This is a genomic window from Pseudomonas sp. JL2, assembly GCF_031570495.1.
GTDB classification, from domain to species: domain Bacteria; phylum Pseudomonadota; class Gammaproteobacteria; order Pseudomonadales; family Pseudomonadaceae; genus Aquipseudomonas; species Aquipseudomonas rhizophila.
In genome coordinates this window covers 342,579-362,673 of the sequence record NZ_JAKUDH010000001.1, presented here as the reverse complement: position 1 = coordinate 362,673, position 20,095 = coordinate 342,579, and the positions used below count along the sequence as shown (strand labels likewise).

Genomic DNA, 20,095 nt, shown 5'->3' with positions numbered 1-20,095 from the left:
GACTACTGGGCGAGGATGCCGCCCTCGGGCAGTTGCGGGTTGAATTCATCGAAAAACGGATAGTGCCCGGGGCGCAGCGGGTGAATGACGACAAACGTGGTAACGCCGGGCGACAGGACCTTTTCCACCCGCAGGGGCGTGCTCTCGAATTCCGCCGGACCCTGGCCGACGTTTTTCAGCACGATCTTGAAGCGCTGCCCGGCCGGTACTTCCAGCAGCGGCGGGGTGAAATGGCCGTCGCGCATGCTCAACTCGTAAGTAAGCAGTTGGGCATGGGCGATTGAAGGCAACAGCAAGCCGGCCAGCACCCACCCGGCCAGCTGTCGCGCTGTTCGGCTCGTTGAACGACGCATCTTCAATACCCGCCTTTTTTGCCAATCCCGGCGTAGACGAATTCGTAATGCAGTTCACAGCGCTCGAACCACGGTGCCACGCCGGTTTCCTTGTCGGTATGACGGCCGAGGGAGCCATGGCCGCCGGGCGGCAGGACGGTGAAGGTCAATTGGTATTTGCCGGGGCCCAGCAGCTTGACGTTGTCGCCATAGTGCGGCCCGTCATTGGCCACCATGGCGTGGAAGTCGCCCTTGAGCGGGGTGTTGTTACCTTGTTTTTTCAGTTGGAACGACACGTTGAGGTAGGGCACGAAGCTGCCTTCCTGGAAACCTTGCTGGTTGTCGGCCGTGGCCCTGATATCGGCCTCCAGGTGAACGTCAGACTCGGCGGTTGGGCGCATCATGCCGGCCGGGGCCATTTCGATCGGTTGCAGGTACACCGCGCCGACCTCCAGGCCCGGGCACATTTGCGGTTCGCCAATGGGGTATTCCTTGGCCTGGGACAGAGGGGCGAGAAACAGCAGGGCGAGAGGCAGCGGAGCGAGGGTACGCATGGGAAGACTTCCTGAGGACTAAGGGATGGCCGAGTCTAGGAAGCTTTGCTGCGAATAATAATGATTCTTGTCAATTTTCGGGGCATTTAACCCGCCAGGAACGCCGATACCGTCATGCCGGTGGTTCTTGATCGATATCAAGGGCACTTCGGCCCTGACACGCTAGGGTACAGGCACACCCATCGGCTATACGGGGGCGTCATGGCAAAGCCTTTTCCAATCAGTCCGAAACATCCCGAGCGCATTTGCTGGGGCTGCGACCGCTATTGCCCGGCCAGTGCCCTGGCGTGTGGCAACGGCGCGGATCGAACCATGCACCCGGCCGAAATGATCGGGGAGGATTGGTACCTGCATGGTGATTGGGGGGTGGAGTTGGTGGACATTAGCGCCAAGGTCATCGATCCAAGCGCCACTCACCCGAAGGAATGAAGTGAACCTGTGGCGAGGGAGCTTGCTCCCGCTCGGTAGCGCAGCAACCTCAAAATCTTGGGGCCGCTGCGCAGCCCAGCGGGAGCAAGCTCCCTCGCCACAGTGAATAAAATACGCCTCACAGGTTTTACAACTTCGGCAACTGCCCGATCCGCCCCATCATCTCGGTCACGATCTGCAGGTCCAGAAGAAACTGCTCGACCGTCTTGAACTCGTTGTCGTTATGCCCGGTGTACTTGACGTCGGGCATGGCCAGGCCGAACTGCACGCCGTTGGGCAAGTCATGAACCGAAGTGGCGCCAGCGGAGGTGCCGTACTTGTGCTCCATGCCGAGGTTTTCGCTGGCCACGGCCAACAGTGCCTTGACCCATTCACCGTCCGGGTTGCGATACATCGGTTCATCGATTGAATAATCGAACGCCACGGCGACCTCCGTCTTCTTGCTCCAGGCGGCCAGTTTGTCGGTGATTTCAGCCTTGATCGCTTCCGTCGGCTTGCCCACCGGCACGCGCAGATTGACGGCCAGCTTGAAGGCTTTGTCATCCATGCCGACATACGTCAGGGAAGCGGTCAGCGGCCCCATGAAGGCGTCGGAAAAGCCAATCCCCAGTTTGCTTCCCAGGTAGTCCAGGCCCCAGTTGTCGGCGGCATAGCGGGCGGCATCGGTGATGTGGTTGTGCTTGAGCGCAACCTTGCCCTCGAGGCTGTTGATAAAGTCCAGCATCCTCGCCACCGGGTTGACCCCAGACTCTGGTTCTGAGGAATGGGCGGAGACGCCTGTGAAGGTCAGTTTGACGTCCTTGCCGACGACCGCGGTGGTCACCTGGAAGTCGCCGCCATTGCCCTTGGCATACGCGGAAGCGGCTTTTTGCAGCGTCGCGGCCAGTTCAGCAGGCTGATCGCCCACGAAGGTAGCGACCGATGTGGACGGAATCTGATTGGTGGCCAGGCCACCGATCATCGCCGTGATCTCAGCGCCTTTGCCCTGGGCCGCACGCCGGGCGAAGTTGGCCATGACGGTGCCATAGCCTTTTTCGGCAATCACCACCGGGTAGCCGCCATCCAGCGCCAGGTTGTAGTTGGGGGTTGGGTTGCGCTCGAAGTAATAGGGGATGGCGTCGCCGGTGGTTTCCTCGGTGGTGTCTACCAGCAGTTTGAAATTCCTCGCCAGCGGCAGCTTTTCTTCCTTGATGATCTTCATGGCGTACAGCGCCACGACAATGCCGTTCTTATCATCTTCGGTGCCCCGCCCGTACATGCGGTCGCCCACCAGGGTGACCTTGAACGGATCCAGACGAGTGCCGTCTTTCAATACCCAGTTTTCCGGGGTCACCGGCACGACGTCGGCATGGGCGTGAATGCCCACGACTTCGTCGCCACTGCCATGCAGTGAAATCTCGTAGACGCGGTTGTCGATGTTGCGAAAGTCCAGGTTGAAGGCTAGGGCAAGGCGCTTGATCTTGTCCGCGATCTTGAGGAACTCGGGGTTCTCGTGCTGGGCAACACCGTCCTTGCGAAAGGTCGGGATCGCCACCAGTTCGCGCAGGGTTTCGGTAGCGGCGTTGCCGTATTTCACCCGTGCATAGAGGCCGAGCAGACGATGAATTTCGTTCTGCTGCTCAGCCGTAAGGGGTTTGTTGTCGAGGAACGTGCTGATGGCCGGGCCAAGCTTGGCGGTTTCGGCCAACTCGCTTCTGGCCACGTTTCCCAGGAACTGCCTGAAGTCGGTGACGGAGGTGTCAGCGAGGGTTTTGACGAGGGCCGAACTCTGTTGCGCAGTGATGTTGGCCAAGGCGGGTGGGGTGATCGACGCCAGGCTGGACAGCAGCAGGGTGCTCACGGCCAGGTGCTTGAGGGATAAGTTCATTGGTAGAGGCATTCCTTTGCAGACGGTGGGAAAGAAGTGACTGATTGATGGAACACTCACTTACAACCTAGCACCGAGAAGGACCTGCCGGGAGTTTTGTAATCAACATTAATGCATGCCGATCCATTGCTATCGCGAGCAGGCTCGCTCCCACAAGGGATTAGGGGTGGTCACACGATCTTGTGTCCACTTTGCAATCCCTGTGGGAGCGAGCCTGCTCGCGATTGCTTAATGCGGCGCGCGAGGGATCGTCTTGAGCAGGTCTTCCGGGCTGATGTGACCGACGATGGGCTCCGCGCTGCTGCCCGGCAGCGGCAGGTCGAGGATGTGCCCCTTGATCTTGCCGACCACATGCATCTCGCAGGGTTTGCAGTCGAACTTCAGCGTCAGCACCTCGTCACCATGGATCAACTGCATCGGCGCAACCTTGGTGCGCACGCCGGTGACGCCCTTGGCCTGCTTGGGACAGAGGTTGAACGAGAAACGCAGACAGTGCTTGGTGATCATCACCGGCACTTCACCGGTTTCTTCGTGGGCTTCGAACGCCGCATCGATCAGTTTCACACCGTGGCGATGATAAAAATCCCGGGCCTTCTGGTTGTAGACGTTGGCCAGGAACGACAGGTGCGACTCCGGGTACACCGGCGGAGGATTGGTCTCGGCCTTGCGCCCCCCTCGGGGATGGGCCTCGACACGGGCGGTGGTCAGGGCTTCGATGACTTCGCGGCGCACTGCCTTGAGCTGCGAGTTGGGAATGAAATACGCCTGGGGCGCATCCAGCTCGATGGCGGTGGCGTGGTACTCGGTGGTGCCCAGTTGGCCGAGCAGGTCGTGCAGTTGCTCCAGCGCCTGCTCCGGCTTGTTCGCCAGGCCGAATGGCCCGTCCAGGCTGACGCTGGCGCTGACGCCTTCCTCGCTGGTAGCAGTCAGCTCCAGGCGCTCTTCACGCAGGCGTGCGACCCAGGCAACGCCCACCCGGCGCTCGGCGGAGGTCTTGAGCAGCGCTTGCTGCCAGTTGTGGTCCAGGTTACGACTCAGCGGGTGGTTGGGGCGTAATGTGTGCAACCCTGCCTGCATTTCATTGGGCTCGACGCGGTAGCGGTAACGCTTCTGGCCGTCTTCCTCGAATTCGCCCTTGGGCTCGGCGATGTTGGCGCGAAAACCCACCACTTCACGCTTGACCAGCACGTTGAGGCCATCGCCGTTGGACAGCGGATCAAAGGTCACGACTTGCAGGTCGCGCTTGCCGACTTTCTCCACCACGCCCACCGGCACGCCGGTAAAGGTCGGGGAATCGAAGGCGCCGATGTCGATCTTGCGCTCGCTGACGAAGTAGTCGGTGCTGCCGCGGTGGAACGTCTTCTCCGGGTCGGGCAGGAAGAAGTGCGCGGTGCGACCGCTGGAGGCGCGGGCCAGGTCCGGACGGTCTTCGAGGACATCGTCCAGGCGCTGGCGGTAGTAGGCGGTGATGTTCTTCACATAGCCCATGTCCTTGTAGCGTCCTTCGATCTTGAACGAACGCACACCGGCTTCGACCAGGGCGCGGATGTTGGCGCTCTGGTTGTTGTCCTTCATCGACAGCAGGTGTTTCTCATAGGCAACCACCCGGCCCTGATCATCCTTGAGGGTGTAGGGCAGGCGACAGGCCTGGGAGCAATCACCACGGTTGGCGCTGCGGCCGTTCTGGGCGTGGGAGATATTGCATTGGCCGGAAAACGCCACGCACAGCGCGCCGTGGATAAAGAACTCGATGGCCGCGTCGGTTTCGTCGGCGATGGCGCGGATTTCCTGCAGGTTCAACTCCCGCGCCAGTACCAGTTGGGAGAAACCGGCCTGATCAAGGAACTTTGCCCGTGCCAGGGTACGGATGTCGGTCTGGGTGCTGGCGTGCAGTTCGATCGGCGGGATGTCCAGTTCCATCACCCCTAGATCCTGGACGATCAACGCATCGACACCCGCATCGTACAACTGGTGGATCAACTGGCGGGCCGGCTCCAGTTCGTTGTCATGCAGGATGGTGTTGATCGTGGTGAACACCCGGGCGTGGTAGCGATGGGCGAACTCCACCAACCGGGCGATATCACTCACCTCGTTACAGGCGTTGTGACGCGCGCCGAAACTCGGGCCACCGATGTACACGGCGTCAGCGCCATGCAGGATGGCCTCGCGGGCGATGGTCACGTCGCGGGCGGGGCTGAGCAATTCCAGATGATGTTTGGGCAAGGACATTTGTTTTTAGTCAGGCTGATCACGGTCGAAGCGCGCATTGTAGCCGCCAGGCGCCCGGCCGGCACCTGTGGACTTGGATTTGCGCGATATGACCGATATGCGGCTTCGCCCCGTGGGTCATCCCGGCGAAGCATCAGGGCTGCACCAGCGGTTTCTCCCGGTGTTTTTTGCCAGATACAAGAACGCATCAGCGGCCTTGATCAGCATGGCCGGGGTCACGTCCTCGGTGCTTGGCCGGCAGGTGGTGATGCCCGCGCTGGCGGTGACCAGGCCCAAGGGATGGTCGCCGTGTTCGATGTTCAGCGCCCTGATGGACTCCAGAATCTCTTGTGCGATCGTGGCGGCCCCCGCGCTGTGGGTGTCGGGCAGCAAAATGGTGAATTCTTCACCCCCGTAGCGCACCGCCAGGTCGCCGGGCCGTTTGATCGCTTGCTGGATCGCCCCCGCGATCGCGCGCAGACAGTCGTCCCCGGCAGCATGGCCGTATTTGTCGTTGTAGCGTTTGAAGTAATCGACATCAAGCATGATCAAGGCCAAGGAGGCGTGCTGACGCCTGGCCCGGCGAATCTCATCGGCCAATGCAATGTCCAGCCGTCTGCGGTTGCCCAAACCGGTCAGGCTGTCGGTCAGTGCCATGTCCCGCATGGTTTGGTGGGCGCTGCGAATCTGTTTCTCCATGGTCATTCTGTAGCGCAACTGGCTCAACACGATCAGCCCGAAGCCGACGAGTATCACGATCAGGAATATCAGTACGAAGCCGGTCTTGAGCAGATCGTGACGCCAGGGGGTGATGATCGATTCGCGAGACAATCCGGCCTCGACCACCAGCGGATAAGTGGTCAAGGCTCGGTAGCCATAAATGCGTTCAGTGCCGTCGACGACGGCCCTGGCCTCGGCGACGCCCTGATTGGAGTTGGGCAAGTGGTCACGGAAGATCACGCTATTGACCAGGCTCTTGCCGACCACCGAGGCGACGAAGGGCCGCCGGACCAGAATCGTGCCATCTCGCAGGGCCAGGACCAGGGCTCCCTTGTCGTCGATCTTGAAGTCGCCGTAGTAGTCCACGAAATAGCTGACCTTGACCGTTCCCAGCAACACACCGGCGAACGAGCCGTCAGGATTGTTCAAGCGGCGGGAGATGGGGATGATCAGGTCATTGGTGGATCGGCTCCTGATCACTTCGCCGATCCGCACGCTTCGGTCCTCGTGGGTGCGGTGATACTGGAAGTAGTCGCGGTCGGCATTGTTTGCCGAGTCTGGCGTTGTTTGCTTGTCTGTCACTATCCACTGCCCGTCGGGGCCGTAGATAAACAAACCGTGCAACTGCGGCATGATGGCCGACTGTTGCACCAGCAGTTTATGGATGCGCGGGATGTCGATGTTCTGCAGGCCATCGCCTTCCACTCGCTCGCTGAGTGCTGCGGTCACCACGTCCACTTGCCGGATGGTGTCTTCGGCGTGCTGGGCCGTCGCTCGCGCCAGGTTTGTCACCGAATCGCGGGCCGAGGCAAAGGCAGAGCGATAGTCACGCCAAGTTCTCCAGCCTTCAACGGCCAGGAACACCATCACCACCACCAGCATGAAAGTGATGGTGAGCCGCAGGGCAGCTCCGGCCCGCGCTACCTGAGGGGGAAAGGATTCGTCAGCACTTTCTTTCTTTAGCTGCGGCCGTTCACGTCCGAGCATTAACATTTCCTTCTACAGCATCGCGACTGCGTATTATTAGGGCGCAGGCTACCTTATCCGATAACAGCACGTTAGCTGAAGGATTCGAGGCAGGCACAGATCGCCAAAGCACGGGTGGATATAAAAGGCCATAACTCGCGAATCCACTCAAAAAAGCTGTACAAATCATACTTCATGTACAACTATTGAGCGACCTTCGGCAATCCAGTGATGTTTTTTCAATGGCAAGGTCGTTTGCGTTCAAGAAAAGCCTGAGCCGGTTCATGGCCTGCGTTTTGGTGCTTTACGCCAGCCAAGCTCTGTGCGACTGGCGCACGGTACTGCCTGACGCCCGTCTGGTGGGGCAAGCCGATTATTCCTGGTACGGGTTCGATCTCTACCAGGCCAGGTTATGGAGTGCGACCTCGCAACCCAGCCTGGAAACGCCGCTGGCACTTGAGCTGAATTACCGCCGCACGATCAGCAAGCAAACCTTGGTGCAAGCGAGCATCGAGGAGATGCGCCGAATCGCGGGTAAATCCCTGGACCCAGTACAGCTCGACAGCTGGAGCGATGACATGCGGCGGTCCTTCGTCGACGTCAGGCCAGGCAGTCAAATCACCGGGCTTTACCTGCCCGGCAAGGGTTGCCGCTTTTATGTCGACGGGCGCTTGACCCATGACGTCGCCGACTCATCGTTCGCTCGAAGTTTCTTCGCCATCTGGCTCGATCCCCGCACCCGGCATCCGGAGTTGCGGCAACAGCTGCTGGGGCTCAATAACGCGCGCGTAGGGGGGCAAACACCATGACTCGGCTAATGGTTGGACTGCTTTTAATGATGAGTTTGACCAGTTGCGGGAACGTGAATGTCGATCGTTATGCCGACCAGCAACCGCAGCTGGATCTGGTGCGCTTCTTCAGTCAGCCAATCAAGGCCTGGGGCATCTATCAAAAACGTTCCGGCGAGGTCATCAAGCGTTTCGAGGTTGAGATATTGAGTCACCGTGAAGGTGAACAGCTGATTCTCGATGAGCGCTTTCTCTACAGTGATGGCAGCCGACAACGGCGCGTATGGACGCTGACCCCCGATGGCCCGGGGCTCTGGCGCGGCCGCGCCGACGATGTGATCGGCGAGGCGCGGGGAGAGGTGGCCGGCAATGCGCTGCGCTGGCGCTATCGATTGAACCTGCCGGTAGACGGATCGACTTACGAAGTGACTTTTGACGACTGGATGTACTTGATGGACGAAGACACGATGATCAACCGCTCGAGCATGAGCAAGTTTGGCGTCGAGTTGGGCCAGGTCACGCTGTTTTTCCGGCGCCAGGGCGCAGGCCTGCCATGAACCTGCAAACCCTGATCGAGCTGGCCATCGAAGGCCGGGTACACGAGCTGGAGTTGTGGTCGCTGGAGGGCGGCATCTACGTGTTACGTGCGCGACTGGACCGCGGGTTTCGTACGTTGCTCGACGACTCCGGACGAACATTGCATTTGCGATCCACCACCCATTTGCGTGAGTTGCTGCGTGACGCGCCGCGGTTACCCTGCATGTTGGTACAGCATGTCGTTCATGACGAAATGTGTGGCCAGCGCGAGGGGCCGATAGAGCCTTTGCGTGTGCCACTTTTTCTGGATGAACCTTGGTAATGATGTTCGCCTGGTGCGGGTTCTGACCTCAACGGGGATCAGCCAGGCGCAACGCCAACGGCAGCCAGAGTGCCCACAGGGGCGCCAACACCAGAGCGGTTCCCACGATGCCAAGCGGCAGCGCAACGCCGGCCAGTGGAGCGCCTGCGCAATAGGCCAGCGGACCGCCGACCATGCCCACCAACGCACCGCGCCAAACAGGCTGTACGGCCCAGGCCAGGCTGTGCCGCAAGCTTGTGGCAAACACCAGCCAGAGCAGCGCAAGCCAGAGGGGCAGGGCGGTCTGAGCGAATCCGAACAGACCCAGCACACCCAGGCTCCAGTCCAGCACCATGCCGCACAGCCCCACGCGCATCACTGCACGCAACTCGGCCCGGGGCTGTGGGCAGAAGCTCAGGTGAGCCAGCAATCCTGCCGCCACAGCCAGGAGCCACCAGGCATTCTGTGCGCCCAGTACACAACCCCACCAGCCCAACTGGACCCAGAGTGCGTTGACGATCAGGCCCGCGCGACTCATCAAGCCTCCCGCCGCTCCAGCAAAGAGAGCTGGCGCGCCCCGGGAGCGGCAAAGAGCAGTTGCGCGACGCCGATGGCACGCTCCTGGAATCCGCCTTCGCAGTAACACAGGTAGAACTCCCACAGGCGTTGGAAGGTTTCGTCGTAACCCAGCTCCAGCAGCGCTTGGCGTGATTGCCGGAAGTTCTCGTGCCAGTGCTTCAGCGTGCGGGCGTAGTGCGCGCCGAAGTCTTCCAGGTGCAGCAGGTTGAGCGGTGTTTGACGGCTGGCGGTGTTTAGCAGAACGGACAACGATGGCAGCGCGCCGCCGGGAAAAATATGCCGCTGGATGAAGTCCACCGAGCGGCGTGCCTGCTCATAACGCTGGTCGCGAATGGTGATGGCTTGCAGCAACATCAGGCCGTCATCCTTGAGCAGAGCGCAGCAGCGCCGGAAGTATTCGGGTAAATAGCGATGACCGACAGCTTCGATCATTTCGATCGAGACCAGCTTGTCGTAGCGCCCCTCCAGATCGCGATAGTCCTTGCACAGCACCTCAATGCGCTGCTGCAGACCCAGTGCCTCGACGCGCCGGCAGGTATGGGCGTACTGCTCGTGCGACAACGTTGTGGTGGTCACCTTGCAGCCATATTGGCTGGCAGCATAAATCGCCAGGCTGCCCCAGCCGGTGCCGATTTCCAGTAGGTGGTCGCCGGGGCGCAGGTCGAGCTTGCGACAGATGCGTTCGAGCTTGTTGAGCTGGGCTTCTTCCAGGCTTTGTTCGGGGCTTTCGAACATGGCGGCCGAGTACATCATGGTGGGATCGAGCAAACGCTCGAACAAGTCATTGCCCAAGTCGTAATGGGCAATGATGTTGCGCCGAGAGCCGCGCCGGCTGTTACGGTTGAGCCAGTGCAGCCAACGCAGCACCGGGCGGCCGAGGCGAGCCAGACCACTGTCCATCGCATCGAGCACGTCCAGGTTGGCGACGAACACGCGGGTCACCGCCGTCAGGTCGTTGCTGCGCCAGTACCCCTGGATATAGGCCTCACCGGCGCCGATCGAACCGTTACTGGCGAGCATGCCCCAGACGGCGTCGTCAAGAATTTCGACTTCGGCCTGTAGAGCACTGGCCGGATCGCCGAAGTTTAGCGATTCTCCATCGAGCAGCAGGCGCAAGTGGCCTTGGCGCAGGTGTCGTAATTGGCCGAGAACGACTTGCTTGAAGACGCCGCCGTTGAACAGGCGAAAGCTGCCGGCCTTAGTAACGCTCAGGGTGGGTTCGGGCATGGTCGGGGTCCTTGTGGGCGGTTTCGCCGACGCTCAGGCCGTTTTGGCTGGCCTGATGGTCGTGCAGGGGCGTGCGTTTGAAGAGCAGGCGCAGGGCCTGCCAGTAAATGGCGCTCAAGGTGCGCAGGCTCATCCACGGGAAGGCCAGGAAGTGACGACGCACAGCCGCGGCATCGAGAGGTTGGCGCTTGAGCGCAAGGTCGGCCTCGAACACCTTGCTGCCATCGCGCCAGTTCTCCATATGCACCCGGATATGTGAGTCCGCGATCAGAAAGCGCATGCGGTAGTCCATGTCCCGAGGCAGGAACGGTGATACATGGAACGCCTTGGCCACCCGGAACGCATGGGGTTCACCGGGGCTTACCGGCAACACATAGTGATAGCGCTCGCGCCATGGGGTGTTGCGGACCTCACAGAGAATGGCCGCCAGACGCCCATCGGTTTCGTGGCAGAAATAGAAACTCACCGGATTGAAAGACAGCCCCCAACTGCGCGGTTGGGTCAGCAACTGGATTGCGCCTTGGGGCGCGGTGCCCAGGGCCTGGGCAAGCAATTCGCGCACCGCGTCGACCAAGGGGACGCCCAGACGTGTGCGAGCGGGCAGGTAATCGCGCTCGCGCCAGCACAGCGGTGCCAAGGGCCACCCTCGCAGCAGGCGGGACAGGCCCAGCACCTGGCTTTGTTCGGCGAGGTCCAGATAAAGCATGCCGATGGGGTATCGGAATCCATGGGCGCGGGGTGAATAGCGGCGATGGTCGATCCAGCCGCGGCACAGGCTGCTATTCAAAGGTATTCTCCAAAATGCCCGGCCACATCCAGCCCACTGACCACACCGTCTTCGTGGAAACCATTGGCCCAATAGGCGCCGCAGAAATAACTGTGCTGACGCCCTTGCAGATCACCCTGGCGAGCCTGGGCAGCGACGCCGGCGAGGCTGTATTGCGGATGCGCATACTCGAAGCGAGCCAGGACCTTGGCCGGATCCACCACGTCACTCTGATTGAGGCTCACGCAGAAGGTCACCGGGGCGTCCAGACCCTGGAGGATGTTCATGTTGTAGGTCAGCGCAGCAGGCGCTCGCACCGAACCACCCAGTCGGTAATTCCAACTCGCCCAGGCCTGGCGGCGCTGCGGCAAGACACCGGTGTCGGTATGCAGCAGTACTTCGTTGCTGGCGTAGGCCAGGGCACCGAGCACCTCACGCTCTGCTTTGCTTGGCGTTTCAAGCAGCGCCAGGGCCTGGTCGCTGTGGCAGGCAAACACCACTTTGTCGAAACGCTCAAGTCCCGCCGCGCTGAGTATGTTCACGCCTGTCGCGTCGCGGCTCACGCGCTGCACCGGGCAGTTGAGCCGGATATGCTGGCGAAAGTGCGCGCATAACGGGTCGATATAACCCCGCGAGCCGCCCTCGATCACTCGCCATTGTGGGCGTCGGTTGACCGATAGCAGGCCGTGGTTATGGCAGAAGCGCACGAAGAACTGCAGCGGAAACTCCAGCATTCCGGCAGGCGACATCGACCAGATCGCCGAGCCCATGGGCACGATGTAGTGGTCGATGAACCGTTGTCCATAATTGTGGACATGCAGGTAATCGCCCAGCCGGGTGGTGCTGTCGATGCGCTGCGCCTTCAAGTCGGCCGTGGCCTGCCGGTTGAATCTGAGGATGTCCTGCAACATGCCCCAGAAGCTCGGCGACAGCAGGTTGCGTCGTCGGGCGAAAAGGCTGCGCAGGGTATGCCCCTTGTACTCTTGGCCAGTGGCCGGGTCATGCACCGAAAAGCTCATTTCAGTGGCACGGGAAGTCACGCCCAACTGGTCCAGCAAGCGGATGAAGTTCGGATAGGTCCAGTCGTTGTAGACAATGAAACCGGTGTCCACCCCATAACGCTGGCCTTGCCATTCCACGTCCACGGTGTGGGTGTGGCCGCCGATCCGCTCGTCGGCTTCGAACAGGGTGATCTGGTGCTGGCGAGCCAGCAGGTACGCGCATGTCAGCCCCGATATGCCGCTGCCGATGATTGCGATGCGCATGTTTCAAGACTCCTGGGAAGAGCGTGCCAGACGCCGGCCAAGGGCCAGGCGCCAACGGGCGGGCAAGCGTCCGAGCGAACGCAGGACGAAGGTGAAAAACCATGGAAAAGCGATGTCCAGCGGTCGCGCGGGCAGGCGCTGGGTGATATGCCGCGCTGCGCGCTGGGCCGACCAGCGCATGGGCATCGGAAAGTCATTGCGGCGGGTCAGCGGGGTGTCGACGAAACCGGGGCTTACCAAGGTGACATCGATACCCTCGGCGGCCAGATCGATGCGCAACGACTCAAACAAATAACGCAGCGCCGCCTTGGACGCGCCATACGCGCCGGCACGCGGCAAAGCCAGCCAGGTCACTGCGCTGCACACCCCCACCAAATGCGGGCGTTGGCCTCTGCGCAGCAAGGGCAGGGCGGCTTCCAGGCAGTGGCTGGTGCCCAGCAGGTTGGTGGTCAATACCCGTTCGACCAGTCGCGTGTCGAAGTGCCCAGGCTCCAGGTATTCGCAGGTTCCGGCATTGAGAATCACCAGGTCCAGCGCCCCCCATCGAGCGTCGATGGTCCGGCAGATATCGGCCACTTGCGCTGGATCGGTCAGGTCTCCCGGCAGCACCAGGACCTGATCCTCATAGCGAGTCGCTAACGCTTGAAGGGGTGCGACCTGGCGCGCACTCAGCGCCAGACGGTGTCCTTGCTCAAGAAGCTGCGAGGCCAATGCTGCACCGATACCGCTACTGGCGCCGGTCAACCAGATGCGACTCATGCCAGCCTCCGCTTCAGCCAGCCGATCACCGAGCCAAACAGTGGAAGGTGCTCGTAGAGCAGGGCACCCGCGTCGAAGAAGTCCTGGTGCAGGTAGACCCGTTCGTTCCAGCGCAAATAACTGCAGCCTTGCAGGGAGATAAGTGCGCCGCCGGCCAGACGTGGGTGGCTGTAATGCAGCGTCCAGCGTAGATAGCCCTCGCCGGGGCCGACCTCATCAAAGCCATGAAAGTCGTAGCGCACCTGATCGACGTTGGCATACATCTGCGCGAAGTAGTTGCGCAGGGCAGGCAGGCCTTCGATCCGATGCAATGGGTCCTGGAACTTAATGTCAGCGCTGTAGAGGGTATCGAGCTCGGCCAGGTGACTGGCGTCCAGCTCGGCGAAGGCGCGGGCAAAACGCTGGAGGTAGGCAGACATGTCAGGCTCCGAATTATTGTACAGGTAGTTATTCCTGTACAAGTTTTCGAAGCCTACTGCACGAATTGTACGTTTTAAAGTGTTTTGTATAGGTATTTGTAAATTTGTATAACTTTACTGCTGAACGAGCCCGGTCATGATCGGGCTCGGCTGGTTCAGTGCAACGGCTGAATGTCAGTCAAGTACGTTGCAGAAACCACGAATCGCCTCGCAGGCCTGGCGCAAAGACGCATCGTCCAGGGCGTAGGCGATACAGCAGTTTTTTCCTTGCCTGCAACGATAAAAACCCTCGTTTCGCAAATTCCCGCCTGCCGACAGAATCGCTTCGACACCTCTTGTCGATCGTCGCAAACGCAGAACTACAAAAAATCCAAACCCGAGGCGGCGTCATGCCGGCCTGAACCATCCCACTGCCGGAAGTGCACAGACATGCCCGTTGAGACACTACAGATAGATACGCTTGTTATAGGCGCCGGCCAGGCCGGCGTGGCCATGAGTGAACATTTGAGTCGCCAGGGAGTGCCTCATCTTGTGGTGGAGCGCAACCGCATTGCCGAGGCCTGGCGCACCGCGCGTTGGGATTCGCTGGTGGCTAACGGCCCGGCCTGGCATGACCGCTTTCCGGGGCTGCAATTCCAGGGGCTCGACCCTGATGCCTTCGCCACCAAGGATCAAGTGGCCGATTACTTCCAAACCTATGCCAATACAATCAACGCACCGATCCGCACCGGTGTGGAAGTCAGAGAGGTACAGCGTAATGTCGGCCGCCCAGGCTTCAGCATTGAAACCAGCGAGGGCCCGATCGAGGCCATCCACGTGGTGGTCGCCACCGGGCCCTTTCAACGGCCGGTGATTCCACCTATCGCCGCGGATATGGCGCAAGTCACCCAGATGCACTCCGCCCAATACCGCAATCCCCGGCAGCTGGCCGACGGCGCTGTGCTGGTGGTCGGGGCGGGCTCGTCGGGGGTACAGATCGCCGATGAGTTACAGCGCGCTGGCAAGCAGGTCTACCTCTCGGTGGGCGCCCATGATCGCCCGCCACGGGCCTATCGCAACCGGGATTTCTGCTGGTGGCTGGGTGTGCTCGGCGAGTGGGATGCGGAGGCCGTCCAGCCGGGCAGGGAGCATGTGACCATCGCCGTGAGCGGTGCCCGCGGCGGCCATACAGTGGACTTTCGCAGGCTGGCCCATGAGGGCATCACCCTGGTGGGCCTGACGAAGTCGTTCAACGGTAGCGTCGTGACGTTTGAACCCAACCTTGCCGAAAACATTGCCCGTGGCGATGAAAACTACCTGGCGCTGCTGGATGCCGCCGATGCCTACATTGCCCGCAACGGCCTGGACCTGCCGCCGGAGCCAGAAGCCCGCCGGCTGTTGCCTGACCCGCACTGCCTGACCCATCCGATCCTGGAACTGGATCTGGTGGACGCTGGGGTGACCACCGTGATCTGGGCCACTGGCTACTCGGTGGATTACAGCTGGCTGAAGGTCGACGCGCTGGACGCTAACGGCAAGCCACGGCACCAGCGGGGTGTTTCCAGCGAACCGGGTGTGTATTTCGTCGGCCTGCCCTGGCTGTCACGGCGCGGGTCGGCGTTCATCTGGGGCGTGTGGCACGACGCCCGGCATATCGCTGACCACATCGTGAAACAGCATACCTATCTCAACTATCGAGACGCTTCGCAGCGCCAGAACGACGACGTTCAAGCCCCGGCGCTCGATAGCGATTCGAACAGTTCGAAAACCAGCCTCATGGGAGTCCGTTGATGCCTACCCACACTCGCATCCGCATGTTCAACACCAAAGACACCTATCCCAACCAGACGCTGGACAACGACTTGTGCCAGGCCGTGCGCGCCGGCAATACCGTCTACGTGCGCGGTCAGGTTGGCACTGATTTCAACGGCCAGTTGGTAGGTCTGGGCGATCCGCGTGCCCAGGCTGAACAGGCCATGCGCAACGTCAAGCAATTGCTGGAAGAGGCCGGCAGCGACCTGAGCCACATCGTCAAGACCACCACTTACCTGATCGACCCGCGCTATCGCGAGCCGGTGTACCAGGAGGTGGGCAAATGGCTCAAAGGGGTGTTTCCGATTTCCACCGGACTGGTGGTCAGCGCCCTCGGCCAACCGCAATGGCTGATGGAAATCGACGTGATCGCAGTGATCCCCGAATAAGGAGAGTGGAGCATGACTTTTTCCATTGTCGGGCGCTGCGCCGAGACGGGCCAGTTGGGCATCGCCATCAGTTCCTCGAGTATTGCCGTCGGCGCCCGTTGCCCCTGGTTGCGGGCCGGTGTCGGCGCGGTGTCGAGCCAGAACATCACGCTGCCGGCCCTGGGTCCGCAGATCCTCGACGAACTGGCCGGCGGCCTGGCCGCCCAAGAGGCTGTCGACCGCGCCCTGGCGCGCAATGGCTACAGCCAGTACCGCCAAGTGGCGGTGGTGGATGCCCACGGGCGCACGGCGATTTTCAGCGGCAGCCACGCCTTGGGCACCCATCGCGCGCTGGCCGGTGAGCAATGCGTGGCGGCCGGCAATCTGCTGGCCAGTGTGGACGTGATCGACGCCATGGTTGCCGCATTCGAACACAGCGAAGGTTGCCTTGCCGCGCGCCTGCTGAGTGCGTTGCAGGCCGGGCAGAGCGCAGGTGGTGAAGCCGGAGCGGTGCATTCTGCGGCGCTGTCGGTGGTGGATGAACTCACCTGGCCGATCGTCGATTTGCGTGTCGACTGGGCCGAGGAAAACCCCATTGGTGAGCTGGAAAAACTGTGGCTGGCCTATCAACCGCAACTGCAGGACTACCTGACCCGCGCCCTCGATCCGACCCTGGCCCCCAGCTACGGAGTGCCGGGTGATGAGTGAGCTGCGCAGCCGCGCACTGCTCGCCAGCCTCGTGGGCTTTGCCACGGTCAGTCGCGAGTCGAACCTGGCGCTGATCGAGTTCGTGCGTGGCTACCTCCACGATCTGGGCGTGAGTTGCGAACTGATCTACAACCCCGAGCGGACCAAGGCCAACCTGCTGGCGAGCATCGGCCCAGCGGTGCCCGGTGGGGTCGTGCTGTCCGGTCATACCGATGTAGTGCCGGTGGACGGACAGCACTGGACGGTCGATCCGTTTTGCCTGAGCGAGGTCGGCGGCAAGCTGTACGGCCGGGGCACCGCCGACATGAAAGGCTATTTGGCTTCAGTGCTGGCGGCGGTGCCGATGTTCCTCGCCAGCCCGCTTCGCCGGCCCGTGCATCTGGCGTTCTCCTATGACGAAGAGGTCGGTTGCCTGGGCGTGCGCAGTCTGCTGCAAGTGCTGGCGCAACGCATTCCCCAGCCTGCGTTGTGCCTGATCGGCGAGCCCACCCAACTCCAACCGGTGTTGGGCCACAAGGGCAAGTTGGCGATGCGTTGCCATGTCAAAGGGGCGGCCTGTCATTCGGCTTATGCGCCCTACGGGGTGAACGCCATCGAGCAGGCAGCGCGCCTGATCGGTCGGTTGGGGGAGATCGGCGCGAATCTGGCCGAACCTTCACAGCACGATGCGCGCTTCGATCCGGCGTACTCCACGGTGCAGGTGGGCGTGATCCAGGGCGGTACCGCGTTAAACATCGTCCCGGCCGATTGCCGCTTCGATTTCGAAGTGCGCGCCTTGCCGGATTTCGCCCCAGAAGTCGTCGTCGAGCAATTGCGCGATTACGCCGAGCAGGCGTTGCTGCCGGCGATGCGGGCCGTGCAGGGCGACACCGCGATCCGGTTTGAACCACTGTCCGCCTACCCGGGCCTGGCAACCCGACCTGACAGCGCCGCTGCGCGTCTGGTGGCCGAGCTGTGCGGCAGTGATGCCTTCAGCACCGTGGCATTCGGCACCGAAGGCGGCCTGTTTGATCAGGCCGGAATCCCGGCGGTGGTCTGCGGCCCCGGCAGCATGGATCAGGGGCACAAAGCCGATGAATACGTGAGCGTTGAACAGATGGCGGCCTGCGACCGATTGATGGATCGCCTGGCGAGCCATCTCAGCGAACCCAACGACTTCTGAGACAAGGAATTTGCGGTGAACGATTTCAATGTTTGGAAAACCCGGGCCGCGCAACGGCGCCTGAAGGATAACGCCCTGATTGACGGCCTGCCTCGTGAGGCCGGCACTCTGGGCCGGATGATCATGGCCCCGGCGCTGGTAGCCAGCCATGCCGACATCAACGAACTGGTCGACAAGACCCGTATTGCTGTAGATCGCACCGCCCGCGCTTACGGTCGCCTCTGAGTCCCGTCGCCGGCTCGTGCGGGCGAGCCGGCCTTTCGAGGAACCGCTTCATGTCCAGATCCTTGCGTTGCAATATCGCGTGTGCCCTGGTGCTGCTGAGTAGCAGCGTCCTGGCCGCGCCACAGAGCCTCACCGTGATCTCCTTTGGTGGCGCCACCAAGCAGGCCCAGGACAAGGCCTACTTCCAACCCTTCAACGCCAGCGGTGCAGGAAGCATTGTCGCCGGCGAATACAATGGCGAGTTATCGAAGATCAAGGCCATGGTCGCGGCCGGCCACACCAGTTGGGATGTGGTCGAAGTCGAAAGCCCCGAGCTGTTGCGCGGTTGTGAGGAGGGCCTGTTCGAAAGGCTCGATTTGAGCGCCTTGGGTGATCCGGCGAATTTTGTGCCGGGAACACTCACCGAATGTGGCGTGGCCACGTATGTCTGGTCGATGGTCCTGGCCTATGACCAGAGCAAGTTGGCCAAGGCCCCCAAGTCCTGGGCGGATTTCTGGAACGTCACCGAATACCCGGGCAAGCGCGGGTTGCGCAAGGGGGCCAAGTACACCCTGGAAATTGCCTTGCTGGCCGACGGGGTCGAGGCGCAGGAGTTGTACAAGGTGCTCAACACCCCCGAAGGCGTGTCGCGGGCGTTCGCCAAGCTGGATCAGATCAAGCCGAACATCCAGTGGTGGGAGGCCGGTGCGCAACCGGCACAGTGGCTAGTGGCGGGGGACGTGGCGATGAGCGCTGCCTACAACGGTCGTATCGCTTCGGCGCAAAAGGAAGGCATGAAGCTGAGTATCGTCTGGCCGCAAAGCCTGTATGACCCGGAGTACTGGGCGGTGGTCAAGGGCACGCCGAACAAGGTCCTGGCCGAGCAATTCATTGCCTTTGCCAGCCAGCCGCAGGCGCAGAAGGTGTTCTCGGAAAACATCCCTTATGGGCCGGTGCATCGCAAGGCGCTGGCGTTGTTGCCTGGAGCGGTCCAGGAGCAGTTGCCTACCGCCGAGGCCAACCTGGCCGAAGCCCGGGCCGTGGATGCCGAGTTCTGGGTTGACCATGGTGAGGAACTGGAGCAGCGCTTCAACGCCTGGGCCGCTCGCTAGTCACAACGTTTCATACGCCTTCAATGGTTGGCTCAGGCCAGCCATTGTTTGAACTGCTCTTTGCAGTAATCCACAAATAACTGCGCAGGTTTGGTCAAGTGCGCGCGCTTGAGCCATCCTGCCACCAGGGCCGAACCGGTGACGTCCTCGGCGATGTTGACGCACACCACTTGCTGCCCATCGTAGGTGCAGGTGGAATGTGGCCGGGTTACCAGCAGCGCAAAGCCGAACGATTGCCCGACCATGCCGCGCACCATTTCGATCGAGGGTGAGCTGAATACAATGTTCGGTGTCAGGCCCAACTCCTCGAATATGCTCACAAAATAGGTCCGGCTGGGTTGCACGTCCAACAGAATCATCGGCTCCAGCGCCAGATCGCGCAGGGACACCTGAGCCTGGCTGGCAAAGCGGTGCTCCGCCGGCAGCAGCGCGTAAGGTTGTTGCGGCGCCATCAGCGCCTCGGTCTCGATGGTGCCGTCGAGGTCGTGCTCATAAAAAATCGCCAGATCGAAACGCCCCCCCGTCAAACCTTGCACCAGTTCCTGTTGCTCGCCGTCCTGTAGACGGATCTCCACACCTGGGTAACGCTGGCGAAAACCGGCGATCAATCGTGGCAAGTACAGCGGCGCGACAGTCTCGAAGCAACCGATGTCGATCTGACCGCTGACCACGTCGTTGTCGGCCAGCGCGTTCTGCTCGAACTCTCGCGCCATGCGCAGCAGTTCCTGGGCTTTGCGATAGAAGCGAGCGCCGCTGGGGGTTAGCGACACACCCTGGGCGTGGTGACGGATGAGCAACTGCACGCCAAAACTGTCTTCCAGCCCTTTGACGGCGGTCGCAATCGAGGGCTGGGCGATGTACAGCTTGCGGGAGGCTTCGGCGACGCTGCCACATTCGACGGTGGTGACGAAGTACTTCAGCTGACGCAAGGAATAGGACGCCACGGCACACCTCGATCCGGATGATTTTTGCCTACCTTACCTTGTGCACAGAGGGCAGTGGGCGGGCATTGCGACGGATTTTACTGGGCAGT

General features: G+C 61.4%; 21 protein-coding genes and 1 pseudogene. 10 read left to right on the top strand and 12 right to left on the bottom strand.

Translation table 11 applies throughout. The features are described from left to right. Positions 1 to 2: 2 nt before the first annotated feature. Both MKS85_RS01710 and MKS85_RS01705 read right to left on the bottom strand, forming a co-directional pair. The gene (locus MKS85_RS01710; RefSeq protein WP_107322434.1) at positions 3 to 353 is read right to left on the bottom strand and encodes a cupredoxin domain-containing protein; all 351 of its coding nucleotides are present in this window, start codon (positions 351 to 353) and stop codon (positions 3 to 5) included. Positions 354 to 355: 2 nt separating this feature from the next. After that, a complete protein-coding gene (locus tag MKS85_RS01705; protein WP_310662608.1) occupies positions 356 to 886 on the bottom strand; it encodes an iron transporter in 531 nt (176 codons plus the stop codon). A 201-nt stretch (positions 887 to 1,087) separates the two neighbouring features. Between MKS85_RS01705 and MKS85_RS01700 the strand changes: the two genes are divergently transcribed. Further along, positions 1,088 to 1,315: a DUF3079 domain-containing protein gene (locus MKS85_RS01700; RefSeq protein ID WP_076384533.1), complete on the top strand. Its 228-nt coding sequence runs from the start codon at positions 1,088 to 1,090 to the stop codon at positions 1,313 to 1,315. 127 nt (positions 1,316 to 1,442) lie between these two features. Here the strand turns inward: MKS85_RS01700 and MKS85_RS01695 are convergent, their stop codons facing one another. The 3 genes from MKS85_RS01695 to MKS85_RS01685 form a co-directional block, all read right to left on the bottom strand. After that, the gene (locus MKS85_RS01695) at positions 1,443 to 3,182 is read right to left on the bottom strand and encodes a dipeptidase (protein WP_310662607.1); all 1,740 of its coding nucleotides are present in this window, start codon (positions 3,180 to 3,182) and stop codon (positions 1,443 to 1,445) included. Positions 3,183 to 3,410: 228 nt separating this feature from the next. Continuing rightward, positions 3,411 to 5,411, bottom strand: coding sequence for a U32 family peptidase (locus MKS85_RS01690; RefSeq protein WP_310662606.1), 2,001 nt, complete (start codon positions 5,409 to 5,411; stop codon positions 3,411 to 3,413). Positions 5,412 to 5,528: 117 nt separating this feature from the next. Then, the gene (locus tag MKS85_RS01685; RefSeq protein WP_139050017.1) at positions 5,529 to 7,097 is read right to left on the bottom strand and encodes a sensor domain-containing diguanylate cyclase; all 1,569 of its coding nucleotides are present in this window, start codon (positions 7,095 to 7,097) and stop codon (positions 5,529 to 5,531) included. Positions 7,098 to 7,360: 263 nt separating this feature from the next. On the opposite strand from MKS85_RS01685, the gene MKS85_RS01680 reads away from it, so the two are divergent. The 3 genes from MKS85_RS01680 to MKS85_RS01670 are packed head-to-tail and all read left to right on the top strand — an operon-like array spanning position 7,361 to position 8,723. Further along, positions 7,361 to 7,885, top strand: coding sequence for a chalcone isomerase family protein (locus MKS85_RS01680; RefSeq protein ID WP_310662605.1), 525 nt, complete (start codon positions 7,361 to 7,363; stop codon positions 7,883 to 7,885). After that, entirely contained in the window at positions 7,882 to 8,421 is a 540-nt protein-coding gene (locus MKS85_RS01675; protein WP_310662604.1) for a DUF3833 domain-containing protein, read from the top strand. The genes MKS85_RS01680 and MKS85_RS01675 overlap by 4 nt, the downstream gene beginning before the upstream one ends. Then, positions 8,418 to 8,723: a DUF6482 family protein gene (locus MKS85_RS01670; protein WP_047229154.1), complete on the top strand. Its 306-nt coding sequence runs from the start codon at positions 8,418 to 8,420 to the stop codon at positions 8,721 to 8,723. Before MKS85_RS01675 ends, MKS85_RS01670 begins: the two co-directional genes overlap by 4 nt. A 28-nt stretch (positions 8,724 to 8,751) precedes the next feature. Here MKS85_RS01670 and MKS85_RS01665 read toward each other — a convergent pair whose 3' ends face one another. From MKS85_RS01665 to MKS85_RS01640, 6 genes are read right to left on the bottom strand one after another with little or no spacing between them, the layout of a single operon-like run. Then, on the bottom strand, positions 8,752 to 9,240 hold the full coding sequence (locus tag MKS85_RS01665) for a DUF2878 domain-containing protein (protein ID WP_310662603.1): 489 nt from the start codon (positions 9,238 to 9,240) through the stop codon (positions 8,752 to 8,754). Next, positions 9,240 to 10,508 (bottom strand): cyclopropane-fatty-acyl-phospholipid synthase family protein, encoded by a 1,269-nt coding sequence (locus tag MKS85_RS01660; RefSeq protein WP_139050018.1) that lies wholly within the window; start codon positions 10,506 to 10,508, stop codon positions 9,240 to 9,242. The genes MKS85_RS01665 and MKS85_RS01660 overlap by 1 nt, the downstream gene beginning before the upstream one ends. After that, positions 10,480 to 11,295 (bottom strand): DUF1365 domain-containing protein, encoded by an 816-nt coding sequence (locus MKS85_RS01655; RefSeq protein WP_047229186.1) that lies wholly within the window; start codon positions 11,293 to 11,295, stop codon positions 10,480 to 10,482. The genes MKS85_RS01660 and MKS85_RS01655 overlap by 29 nt, the downstream gene beginning before the upstream one ends. Next, positions 11,292 to 12,539 (bottom strand): NAD(P)/FAD-dependent oxidoreductase, encoded by a 1,248-nt coding sequence (locus MKS85_RS01650; RefSeq protein WP_047229151.1) that lies wholly within the window; start codon positions 12,537 to 12,539, stop codon positions 11,292 to 11,294. The genes MKS85_RS01655 and MKS85_RS01650 overlap by 4 nt, the downstream gene beginning before the upstream one ends. Positions 12,540 to 12,542: 3 nt before the next feature. Next, entirely contained in the window at positions 12,543 to 13,298 is a 756-nt protein-coding gene (locus MKS85_RS01645) for an SDR family oxidoreductase (protein WP_047229150.1), read from the bottom strand. Then, positions 13,295 to 13,717: a nuclear transport factor 2 family protein gene (locus MKS85_RS01640; protein WP_047229149.1), complete on the bottom strand. Its 423-nt coding sequence runs from the start codon at positions 13,715 to 13,717 to the stop codon at positions 13,295 to 13,297. The genes MKS85_RS01645 and MKS85_RS01640 overlap by 4 nt, the downstream gene beginning before the upstream one ends. Positions 13,718 to 14,146: 429 nt before the next feature. On the opposite strand from MKS85_RS01640, the gene MKS85_RS01635 reads away from it, so the two are divergent. The 6 genes and pseudogenes from MKS85_RS01635 (at position 14,147) to MKS85_RS01610 (ending at position 19,062) form a co-directional block, all read left to right on the top strand. Further along, positions 14,147 to 15,487, top strand: coding sequence for an NAD(P)/FAD-dependent oxidoreductase (locus tag MKS85_RS01635; protein ID WP_310662602.1), 1,341 nt, complete (start codon positions 14,147 to 14,149; stop codon positions 15,485 to 15,487). Then, positions 15,487 to 15,897 (top strand): RidA family protein, encoded by a 411-nt coding sequence (locus MKS85_RS01630; protein WP_003201555.1) that lies wholly within the window; start codon positions 15,487 to 15,489, stop codon positions 15,895 to 15,897. Before MKS85_RS01635 ends, MKS85_RS01630 begins: the two co-directional genes overlap by 1 nt. A 12-nt stretch (positions 15,898 to 15,909) precedes the next feature. Further along, positions 15,910 to 16,584 (top strand): DUF1028 domain-containing protein, encoded by a 675-nt coding sequence (locus tag MKS85_RS01625; RefSeq protein ID WP_310662601.1) that lies wholly within the window; start codon positions 15,910 to 15,912, stop codon positions 16,582 to 16,584. Further along, positions 16,577 to 17,746, top strand: a complete 1,170-nt coding sequence (gene argE / locus MKS85_RS01620) for an acetylornithine deacetylase (protein WP_310662600.1) — start codon at positions 16,577 to 16,579, stop codon at positions 17,744 to 17,746. Before MKS85_RS01625 ends, argE begins: the two co-directional genes overlap by 8 nt. Positions 17,747 to 17,851: 105 nt before the next feature. After that, a pseudogene (locus MKS85_RS01615) lies at positions 17,852 to 17,971 on the top strand (hypothetical protein); the annotation flags it as partial. A 50-nt stretch (positions 17,972 to 18,021) separates the two neighbouring features. After that, positions 18,022 to 19,062 carry an ABC transporter substrate-binding protein gene (locus MKS85_RS01610; protein ID WP_139050023.1) on the top strand — a complete coding sequence of 347 codons (1,041 nt, stop codon included), beginning with the start codon at positions 18,022 to 18,024 and terminating at the stop codon, positions 19,060 to 19,062. Between the two features lie 32 nt (positions 19,063 to 19,094). On the opposite strand, the gene MKS85_RS01605 is transcribed toward MKS85_RS01610, so the two are convergent. Then, a complete protein-coding gene (locus tag MKS85_RS01605) occupies positions 19,095 to 20,006 on the bottom strand; it encodes a LysR substrate-binding domain-containing protein (RefSeq protein WP_076384559.1) in 912 nt (303 codons plus the stop codon). Between the last annotated feature and the right edge of the window lie 89 nt (positions 20,007 to 20,095).

Coding starts and splice junctions, on each gene's coding strand:
- MKS85_RS01700 (WP_076384533.1), top strand. CDS start 1,088: ATGGCAAAGCCTTTTCCAATCAGTCCGAAACATCCCGAGCGCATTTGC.
- MKS85_RS01695 (WP_310662607.1), bottom strand. CDS start 3,182: ATGAACTTATCCCTCAAGCACCTGGCCGTGAGCACCCTGCTGCTGTCC.
- MKS85_RS01665 (WP_310662603.1), bottom strand. CDS start 9,240: ATGAGTCGCGCGGGCCTGATCGTCAACGCACTCTGGGTCCAGTTGGGC.
- MKS85_RS01630 (WP_003201555.1), top strand. CDS start 15,487: ATGCCTACCCACACTCGCATCCGCATGTTCAACACCAAAGACACCTAT.
- MKS85_RS01680 (WP_310662605.1), top strand. CDS start 7,361: ATGGCCTGCGTTTTGGTGCTTTACGCCAGCCAAGCTCTGTGCGACTGG.
- MKS85_RS01650 (WP_047229151.1), bottom strand. CDS start 12,539: ATGCGCATCGCAATCATCGGCAGCGGCATATCGGGGCTGACATGCGCG.
- argE (WP_310662600.1), top strand. CDS start 16,577: ATGAGTGAGCTGCGCAGCCGCGCACTGCTCGCCAGCCTCGTGGGCTTT.
- MKS85_RS01610 (WP_139050023.1), top strand. CDS start 18,022: ATGTCCAGATCCTTGCGTTGCAATATCGCGTGTGCCCTGGTGCTGCTG.
- MKS85_RS01635 (WP_310662602.1), top strand. CDS start 14,147: ATGCCCGTTGAGACACTACAGATAGATACGCTTGTTATAGGCGCCGGC.
- MKS85_RS01710 (WP_107322434.1), bottom strand. CDS start 353: ATGCGTCGTTCAACGAGCCGAACAGCGCGACAGCTGGCCGGGTGGGTG.
- MKS85_RS01660 (WP_139050018.1), bottom strand. CDS start 10,508: ATGCCCGAACCCACCCTGAGCGTTACTAAGGCCGGCAGCTTTCGCCTG.
- MKS85_RS01690 (WP_310662606.1), bottom strand. CDS start 5,411: ATGTCCTTGCCCAAACATCATCTGGAATTGCTCAGCCCCGCCCGCGAC.
- MKS85_RS01670 (WP_047229154.1), top strand. CDS start 8,418: ATGAACCTGCAAACCCTGATCGAGCTGGCCATCGAAGGCCGGGTACAC.
- MKS85_RS01675 (WP_310662604.1), top strand. CDS start 7,882: ATGACTCGGCTAATGGTTGGACTGCTTTTAATGATGAGTTTGACCAGT.
- MKS85_RS01705 (WP_310662608.1), bottom strand. CDS start 886: ATGCGTACCCTCGCTCCGCTGCCTCTCGCCCTGCTGTTTCTCGCCCCT.
- MKS85_RS01625 (WP_310662601.1), top strand. CDS start 15,910: ATGACTTTTTCCATTGTCGGGCGCTGCGCCGAGACGGGCCAGTTGGGC.
- MKS85_RS01685 (WP_139050017.1), bottom strand. CDS start 7,097: ATGCTCGGACGTGAACGGCCGCAGCTAAAGAAAGAAAGTGCTGACGAA.
- MKS85_RS01640 (WP_047229149.1), bottom strand. CDS start 13,717: ATGTCTGCCTACCTCCAGCGTTTTGCCCGCGCCTTCGCCGAGCTGGAC.
- MKS85_RS01645 (WP_047229150.1), bottom strand. CDS start 13,298: ATGAGTCGCATCTGGTTGACCGGCGCCAGTAGCGGTATCGGTGCAGCA.